Raw genomic sequence first — 442 nt, forward strand, 5'->3', positions numbered from 1 at the left:
GGTGGTGATGGTCTTCACATAGTTCCGCGTCTCGCGATACGGCGGCACCCCGCCGTACTTGATCACCGCGTACGCGCCCGCGTTGTAGGCCGCGAGCATGTTCGCCGTGGGATCGCCCGGCACGTCCTTGACGTACCTGGCCTGAGTGCAGTCGTAGGAGGCGGCCGACGGAATGGCGTCCTGGGGGTCGAACACGTCCCGGTCGCCGTCCCCATCGCCGTCGAGGCCGTGCGTGGCCCAGGTGCCGGGGATGAACTGCGCTATGCCCAGGGCGTTGGCGGGGCTGCGGGCGCGCGGGTTCCAGCCGCTCTCCTGGTAGAGCTGCGCCGCCAGCAGGGCCGGCGTGATGGCGGGGCAGTGATTGCCCCACTTCTGCACCAGCGCCCGGTAGGCGGCCGGCACGGCGCCCTTGGCCAGGCCCACCGAACGCCCGGCGCCACCC

1 protein-coding gene is annotated in these 442 nt (G+C 71.7%); it reads right to left on the bottom strand.

Annotated features, from left to right (window positions below):
• The coding region (locus tag ACSNOK_RS33420) for a lytic transglycosylase domain-containing protein (protein WP_436784531.1) at positions 1-442 on the bottom strand (442 nt) is incomplete at both ends.

It is taken from the genome of Streptomyces sp. URMC 126 (assembly GCF_051386555.1).
Classification (GTDB): domain Bacteria; phylum Actinomycetota; class Actinomycetes; order Streptomycetales; family Streptomycetaceae; genus Streptomyces.